This is a genomic window from Streptococcus sp. 27098_8_74, from assembly GCF_041431705.1.
In the GTDB taxonomy this organism is placed as follows: Bacteria; Bacillota; Bacilli; order Lactobacillales; family Streptococcaceae; genus Streptococcus; species Streptococcus salivarius_E.
In genome coordinates this window covers 1-8,122 of sequence record NZ_JAPVYF010000046.1, presented here as the reverse complement: position 1 = coordinate 8,122, position 8,122 = coordinate 1, and the positions used below count along the sequence as shown (strand labels likewise).

Genomic DNA, 8,122 nt, shown 5'->3' with positions numbered 1-8,122 from the left:
TTCGCCAAAGGGGATTCTTTCATCTATTATTTGAAAATAGAACTTGTGAAACTATCTGTCTCTTGTAGGAGTTTCTTATAGACAGCTTCTTTGAGTTTCGTCGTATGGCTTGTTGACACTGATTTATTACCGTTATTATCTGTTTTAATACTTGCAGCATCTTTTGCTACTGCAGCCTTAAACAAGGCTAATAAATCATCGTAAGAGCTTACTGTTGTGCCGTCAATTGTAACTGTCGTCAAACCATGTGACGCTTTGTCTTTCACTTCTTTGAAGTAGGCCTTCTTGAAGGCTTCTAGTGAGTTGAACTGACCATCAGAAATCTTGCTAATGATAAAGTCGTCTCCAAGGGTGTCCTTACCAGCCGCTTTTGCTTCTTGTTTATACTTGTTAGTCGCATAACCTAGGAAGCCTTTTTCATAGCCATAGTAACCCCAGAGTCTGAAGGTATTATGCTTGAAGGACATGGCACCAGGAGAACCCTCGCTGGTATTTCCTCCATAGATGGCAGACATCATAGGAACATTGACATAAGCAGAAGAGAAATCATCTGGTTTATAGACACCATTTCCTGGACCACGATTGGTCATGAAGTTATTGTCCACAAGGTCATCAATAGAGGTCAAGTTAATAGCCTTTTCACTATCACTTAGAGCACGAACCTTGTCGTATTGATTTTTACTGTTACCTCGTAGCTGTTTATCTACCTTCTTGAACCATGCGTTATTGAGCTCTTGATTTCCTTGACTGAGGACCGCTTCCCCTTCAAGTGAGTCAAGAAGCATGAGGGTATCGTTGTAGCCCTTCATGTAACGGTCGATGGCTTCACGTGAGTTCAACTTGTTTGGATTAGTGTTATACCACTGATTACCGTCGTTTTCTCTTTCAAAGGCCATGTTAAGTCCTAAGGCGCCGTATTCACCTTGATGACCTTGAGTAGCTGGTGATTGAAGAAGACCTTGGGCATATGCTTCAACGTCTGTTCCTTCACGACGACCATAATCTCCAAAGTAAGCAATACGGTCATTGATGTGGGTCGTTTCATGCGTAAAGGCCGAAGCACCGTACTCACTAATCATGTTAGACATGACGAAAGTAACTTTGGCACGATTATCAAAGGCATTGTCATAGATAGCAGCATAGGCACCGGCCATAGCTCCGTTGTCTCCATAGTACTCACCAACTGGACCATAGATTTCACGGATTGGCGCATAGACTTCTGTACTGTCTTTAAATTGACCGTAGCGCTCTGGCCAACCTGGCCAACCATGACCCCAGACATAGAAACCTTCCCAGACAGGATTGACAATATCTTTGAACAATCTGTTTTTAACTTTGTCTGTAGCCAATCTATGCCAGAAATCAAGGTAGTTGATTTGACGTTGGGCAGCTAGATCAATCTCAGGTTTCAGTTTCTCAAGAGTCGTATTGTACTTGTTAGCTGTTCCATATGACATGGTGTCATAGGTTGAAATCAAGAACATCTCTGTTTTATCAAGATTCAATAATGGCAGAATCATTTTTCTGTGTAGGCCACGTGTTAAGTTATCGTAAGCACGATACTTGTGCTCACCGACACCTTCATTTTGCGAAGCTTTCTCTACAACATAGACCTTGTCCTTAGTGGCATCGATGAACCAATCATTCATATTGTCGATATTAGTGAACAATTCTCTATTATAGTTTAGGAAACCATTTAAATCTCCAGATTTAGTATATTTCGCTAGAACTTCACCAAAAGCATCATATGTTCTTGATCCACTGATATTATTTTCCTTAGAGCCAATCTCAATCAAACGGTCAAGGACATCCACATTTTTACCATAGAAGTCTGGCTTGAAGAGCATGATTTCTTTGATATTGACATCATCAAACTTAACACCGTAATAACGATTCAAATAGGTTAAACCTAGCAAGAGAGCAGCCTTATTTTTCTCGACCTTATCAAGAATCATTTGTTGAGCGGCAGGTGATTGGTTAAGCTGGTGATCCTCATTTTCAACCAGCTTAGTCACAAGGTTAGTCAAATTAGCTTTAACAGCCTCAAAGCTTTCTTCCAAGAAGAGGTTCTTAATGGCATTTACTCTATTTGGACCGGTACGACCAAGTTTTTGGTAAATTGGATCAGACTGCAACTCAATCGTTTTAAGGATATCAACAATACCATTAATAAGACTTGAGTGATCTTTTTGGACAATATTCGGAGTGTACTTGATACCCAAATCAGTAACAGTGTACTCCTTAACGTTGCTCAAACCTTCTGAACTATCTGAAAGCTTGAAGTAGTCTTTAGTACCATCAGCATAGTGAACAATAATCTTGTTAGCATCGCTTAAGTCTGTGACAAAATTACTGTCTTTCATTGGTGTCACTGAGAGTACATCTTTGGTATTCAAGTTATGGTTTTTAGCCAGTTTGTTTGCTTGATAGACAATATAATCCTTGTTATAGAACGGTTGAAGTTTCTCAATATTCTTATAAGCCTGGTTGTATTCTGGATTATAGTCTTGAATATTGGCAAAATCAGCTTGACTAGAAACATTATTAAGAGTATTCAACGCGTAAGGTTCGCTGACAAATGTATCAGCCGTTATTTTGTAGCCTTCAACACGCTTGTCAGCTTCTTCCTTAGTCAAATGTTTGAGTTTTTTCGGACTCTTGGTATCTCTACCAGTGCCATCTTCGGCAGAACTATAGCCGATAACCCCAAAGAGGTCTTTGATATAAGGTCCACCATCTTCGTCATCAACATCATTAGATGCAAAGATTTCTTGACCTTTAACTACCTTGGCATAGGTCACGTTGTCTTGAACAGCTCCGTAAGGCCAAGTCTTGGCAACAATACCACCGACATATCTTGTGTTTTTAACATCAAGAACACCTTTGGCTACTGAATTTGTTACCCTTGCCTTAGTTCCAGACTTCCAGCTATTAAGCATGTAGGTGACATATGGTACCAGCATACTTGCATTGGCATTATTGGCCGTAATAGTCGCATCCACATAAGCTCTGTTAACAAATCCCATGTAGTTTGAGCCAGCAATCCCACCAACTGTCGAGTTATTACCAACAGAGTTAATCTTACCGATAAAGGCGACATTTTCAATCTTGCCATCTTCATCAATCTTATTGACAATCCCCGCAACGTCATTATTACCAGTAACTGAACCAGTCACCTTAACATCTTCAATCAAACCTTTGTTTTTAAGGTTAAATCCAACTGCTGCTATTTGATTCTGACCAGGGCGATTGATGTCTACATTTTCAAAGTTGATATTCTTAATGGTTCCCCCATTGATAACATCGAACAATGGGTGTTCCAAATCATAGATGGCAAAACGTTTGTCACCATCACTAATCAACTTACCAGTAAATTCGGTCGTAATGTATGATTTGCCGTTTGGAACAACGTGACGAGCACTCATACTTTGACCCAGTCTAAATTCACCTGATGGATTAGCCTGAATGGCATTGACCAACTCAGCAAAATCATAGTAAACATTGGCTTGACTAGCTTTCGGTTTCTCAATGTAGTAGCTATAAGTTTGAGCAAAATGATTTTGGCCATCACGTTGCACCAAATTGTCCGCTTCTGCAGTTACCTTATAAACCGCCTTACCATCAACTGTTGTCTCTTCGATAGACTTGACAGCCAAGTAAGTTGTTTTCTGATCTGCCGAAGTCATCTTCAAGTAATAATTCGTAAGGTCTTGAGGTACAGCTGTCAGACGGGTTTCATCCACTTCTGTTTGATTGTCATACTTAATCAAATCCGTACGGGCAAAATCTTTAAGCTCAACTTTCTTGAGATCAAGTTGGATGGTTTGGTCTGCCAGGACCTGACTTTCCTCACCATTGCCACGATCAAAGGTCATGGTTGTTGTAAGTGTATACGGCTTGTAATAGTCTAAGTTTGTTAAATCAGCAGTCAAGGTCGTGCTAGGAACATCAAGCGTTTGGACAACTTGTCCATCTTTCTTAAGTACCGCTTTAATAGTCGTGATGGCTACTGAACCTGGATTAGTCAATTGGTAGCTAAGCTTGGCACTTCGACCCAAGTCATCCTTGTCAATCTGTGTCAGTGTAAGAACTGGTTTTTCTGATATCTTAGCCCCTTTGCGAACGATACGATCTTGGACAGGAACTAGCACGGTTTCAGTGACAGTTGGCTCTTCAGCAGTCTTGTTACCCTTGTAAGTCTTATAAACCTTGGTGATTATATTTTGGCCTTTTTGACCTTCTTGGACAACTTTCAATGTGCCTTTTTCTAGACTATCATCTTCTTGGACAATTTCTTTAAATGGAAGCTCTACAATGGACTCCTCCGTCGTTGTGCCATCTAGAGGCTTGCTACCACGACGGATTTTTCTAGGTTGTGGCACCTCAATAACCTTACCTGACACAATAGTCGGCTCACCAACCTTGACACCATCAATGGTTTGGTAAATTTTCTGGATTTCTTGGCTACCTTTTTTACCCTCTTGTTCGACAACTTCTTCATCCATATACTTGTTATCATCCGTAATCACTTCGATAGGATAATCGATGGCTTGCGTTTCAGTCTCTGTGATACTGCCGACAACTGGGGTATGAACAGGATTCTCAGGTTGAACAAGGGCCTCACCTTCGTGGCCTGATTCTTGTGTTCCATTGGCACTGATTGGTCCAGTGTACTCTGGATTATCTGGTTGGACAGCTGCCTCGCCTTCGTGGCCAACTTCTTGTGTGCCATTAGCACTGATTGGACCAGTATATTCTGGAGCCGCTGGTTGAACCACAGCTTCACCCTCATGGCCAACTTCTTGTGTGCCGTTAGCACTGATTGGGCCCGTATATTCTGGAGCGGTAGGTTGAACCCACGCTTCTCCCTCATGACCAACTTCCTGGGTACCATTGGCACTTGTAGTATCGCTACTGATTGAACCGGTGTACTCTGGGTTAGCAGGTTGAACAACTGCCTCGCCTTCGTGACCAACCTCTTGCGTACCGTTAGCACTGATTGGGCCCGTATACTCTGGATTGGCGGGTTGAACTAGAGCCTCGCCTTCGTGGCCAACTTCTTGTGTCCCGTTAGCACTGATTGGGCCGGTGTACTCTGGATTGGCGGGTTGAACTAGAGCCTCGCCTTCGTGACCAACCTCTTGCGTACCGTTAGCACTGATAACACCAGTATATTCTGGATTGGCGGGTTGAACCACTGCCTCACCCTCATGGCCAACTTCTTGTGTGCCGTTAGCACTGATTGGGCCCGTATACTCTGGATTAGCAGGTTGAACAGCTGCTTCACCTTCATGACCTGATTCTTGCGTACCTTTAGCGCTAATTGGTCCAGTGTACTCTGGATTAGCAGGTTGAACTAGAGCTTCGCCCTCATGACCTGGCTCCTGAGTTCCTTTTTTCCAACTGATTTCTTTATCTATTTCATCCCGGCTTGCTGTGTTTTTATCTTCTCTTGATGGCTCAAGTCCTTTCAAAGTATTCTCCAAAGGTTGTTCAAGTTCAGGCTTAGCCGAGTAACGAAGATAGCCGACATACTCATAACCATCGATTGTAATAACACCTTTAGCTAGATCCGCCTCATCTGAGACAGTCAGAGTCTGATTATATGCCTGTAACTCCTTATTTTGCAAAGCAAGAACCTCAAGAGGGACAAGTAAACTTTGCCCTGCTGCTCCAATCAAGACCAATCCAATAATCTTTTTGCGGTGTTTTTTTGAAAATAGGAGCACAGCCAAAGTTGCTGTTGTCAGCCCTAAACCTGTTGCGGCCCAGTCAGAACTACCTGTCTGAGGAAGAGTAGCTTGACTGTCTCCCTTACGTTTATAGACCAGATAAAAAGTATCATCATTTTGATATTCCTTTGGAATAGCATGAATCACTTGCTTCTGCTCTTCAGCTGTCAATTCATTTTCAGTAACATAGGCCATATGTACCGAAGCATCCGTAGTAATCTGATCCGCCGAAACTGGCTTAGACACGAAAAGACCACCTGCTAACAAGAATGTTCCGATAGCAACTGGCCCGACACCAACTGACAATTTACGAATGGCGTATTTTGTCACTTTTTCAAAAACATGATTTGCTTGTTTCATTCATAATCTTCCTATATGTTAATCGTTGTACCCCAAAGGCACTTCAAAAACGAAGACGTTACTGAAAAACACGCACTCTATACATTTATTATCCTTCTTCCGAAATCTATCATATCCTTTTTTTAATCTTTAGGCAAGTATTTTCTCTAATTTTTAATCAATATAAATAATTATTTAGCAACCATACTTTTCTTTCATGAAAACCTCTAAAGCCTTTTCATATAAATAATTATAAAGACTCTAACATTTGTAAAAATATTCTATTGAAATTCAAAATACTAATAATTCAAAAGAAAAATAATTGGGCTAATCTCTCTTATTCAATTTTATATCTAATATTTTAATGTAAGTAAAAATCATCGTTCAATAGACACAAAAGAGACCCACCCCTTATGGGATGAGTCTCTTTTTCGAAAACTGAAATAGTCTAACTAACTATATTGAGGGATTTAACCTATTAACTATTTTAGTCTTCTTTTTTGCGTTTTCCTACTAAACCAAGTCCAGCTGCCGCAAGAATTCCACCAAGGACTACGCCACCGATAGATACTTCGTCTCCTGTTTCTGGAAGTGTAGAAGCATCTTTTTCAGTTGATGAAATGTTTGCTCTTGCTTTAAGGTTCATATGATTAGCTAAAGTTGTTGATGACTCAACTTTACCATTTAGTGATGGTTTAACAACTGTTGGAGTATTCTCAGAACCCTTACCATTGTTGAAGGAATCTACTGTTCCACTTGTTGTGGCAAACATTGGAGCACTAGCTCCTGAAACGTTACCTGCTAGGTCTGTCGCTCTAGCTGTCACGCTACCTTCTGGAATGTTAACTGTTGGAACTACCACTGCGAGACCTGTTTCATCAGCTGTCGCTTCACCAATCTTATTGCCGTCTTTATCGAACAATTCAACCTTAGAACCTGGTTCTGCAATAACATCGATTGGAGTACGAGTGCCCGCCTTACCTGTAAGATCAGTATTCACTACTGGTGCGTCTGGCGCTATCGTATCAGTTCCCTTACCTACAGTCACTGATGTTGGGTTAGAGGTGTTGCCTGCATCATCTGTTGCAGTGACAGAAACTGTGTCACCTTCCTTCAAACCGCTGACTGGTACACTGAAGTTACCATCTTGATCAGCTTTAGCCGATACTTTAGAGCTATCTGGAAGCGTTACTTCTACTGTTGAGCCTGCTTCGGCTGTTCCTGTTACTGCTGTAGTGCCTGCTTTAACTGGGTTTACAACTGGTGCTGATGGAGCTGTCGTATCAGTTCCCTTACCTACAGTCACTGATGTTGGGTTAGAGGTGTTGCCTGCATCATCTGTTGCAGTGACAGAAACTGTGTCACCTTCCTTCAAGCCGCTGACTGGTACACTGAAGTTACCATCTTGATCAGCTTTAGCCGATACTTTAGAGCCATCTGGAAGAGTGACTTCTACTGTTGAGCCTGCTTCGGCTGTTCCTGTTACTGCTGTAGTGCCTGCTTTAACTGTGTTCACAACTGGTGCGTCTGGTGCTGTCTTATCATCGGCTTTCGCTACTGTTGCTGTAGTTGGTGCTGATGTGTTGCCTGCATCATCTGTTGCAGTGACAGAAACTGTGTCACCTTCCTTCAAACCGCTGACTGGAACACTGAAGTTACCATATTGATCAGCTTTAGCCGATACTTTAGAGCCATCTGGAAGCGTTACTTCTACTGTTGAGCCTGCTTCGGCTGTACCTGTGATTGCTGTGTCACCAGCTTTAACTGTGTTCACTACTGGTTTGGCTGGAGCTGTTGTGTCAGTTGTTGCTACCATTGGATCGCTGGCATCTGAGACATTTCCTGCTGCGTCAGTCGCTTTCGCTGTCACATTGCCTGCTGGAATGTCAACTGTTGGGGTGATAGTAGCTTTACCATCTGCGCCTGCTGTAGCTTCACCAATCTTGTTGCCGTCTTTATCGAACAATTCAACCTTAGTTCCTGGTTCTGCACTCACTTCAACCGGAGTCTTAGTGCCTGCTTTGTCAGTAAGGTCTGTAGCGACAACTGGT

At 42.0% G+C, this 8,122-nt stretch carries 2 protein-coding genes; both read right to left on the bottom strand.

The genetic code is table 11. The annotated features are described in order from the left end of the window. Positions 1-26: 26 nt before the first annotated feature. Complete coding sequence (locus O3670_RS10645; RefSeq protein ID WP_195950917.1) at positions 27-6,092, bottom strand: ZmpA/ZmpB/ZmpC family metallo-endopeptidase; 6,066 nt, start codon at positions 6,090-6,092, stop codon at positions 27-29. A gap of 466 nt (positions 6,093-6,558) precedes the next feature. Next, a partial coding sequence (locus tag O3670_RS10640; RefSeq protein WP_371596145.1) for an Ig-like domain-containing protein occupies positions 6,559-8,122 on the bottom strand: 1,564 nt, incomplete at its 5' end.

Excerpts from the sequence above, each read along its gene's own strand:
- O3670_RS10645 (WP_195950917.1), bottom strand. The coding sequence starts at position 6,092 with ATGAAACAAGCAAATCATGTTTTTGAAAAAGTGACAAAATACGCCATT.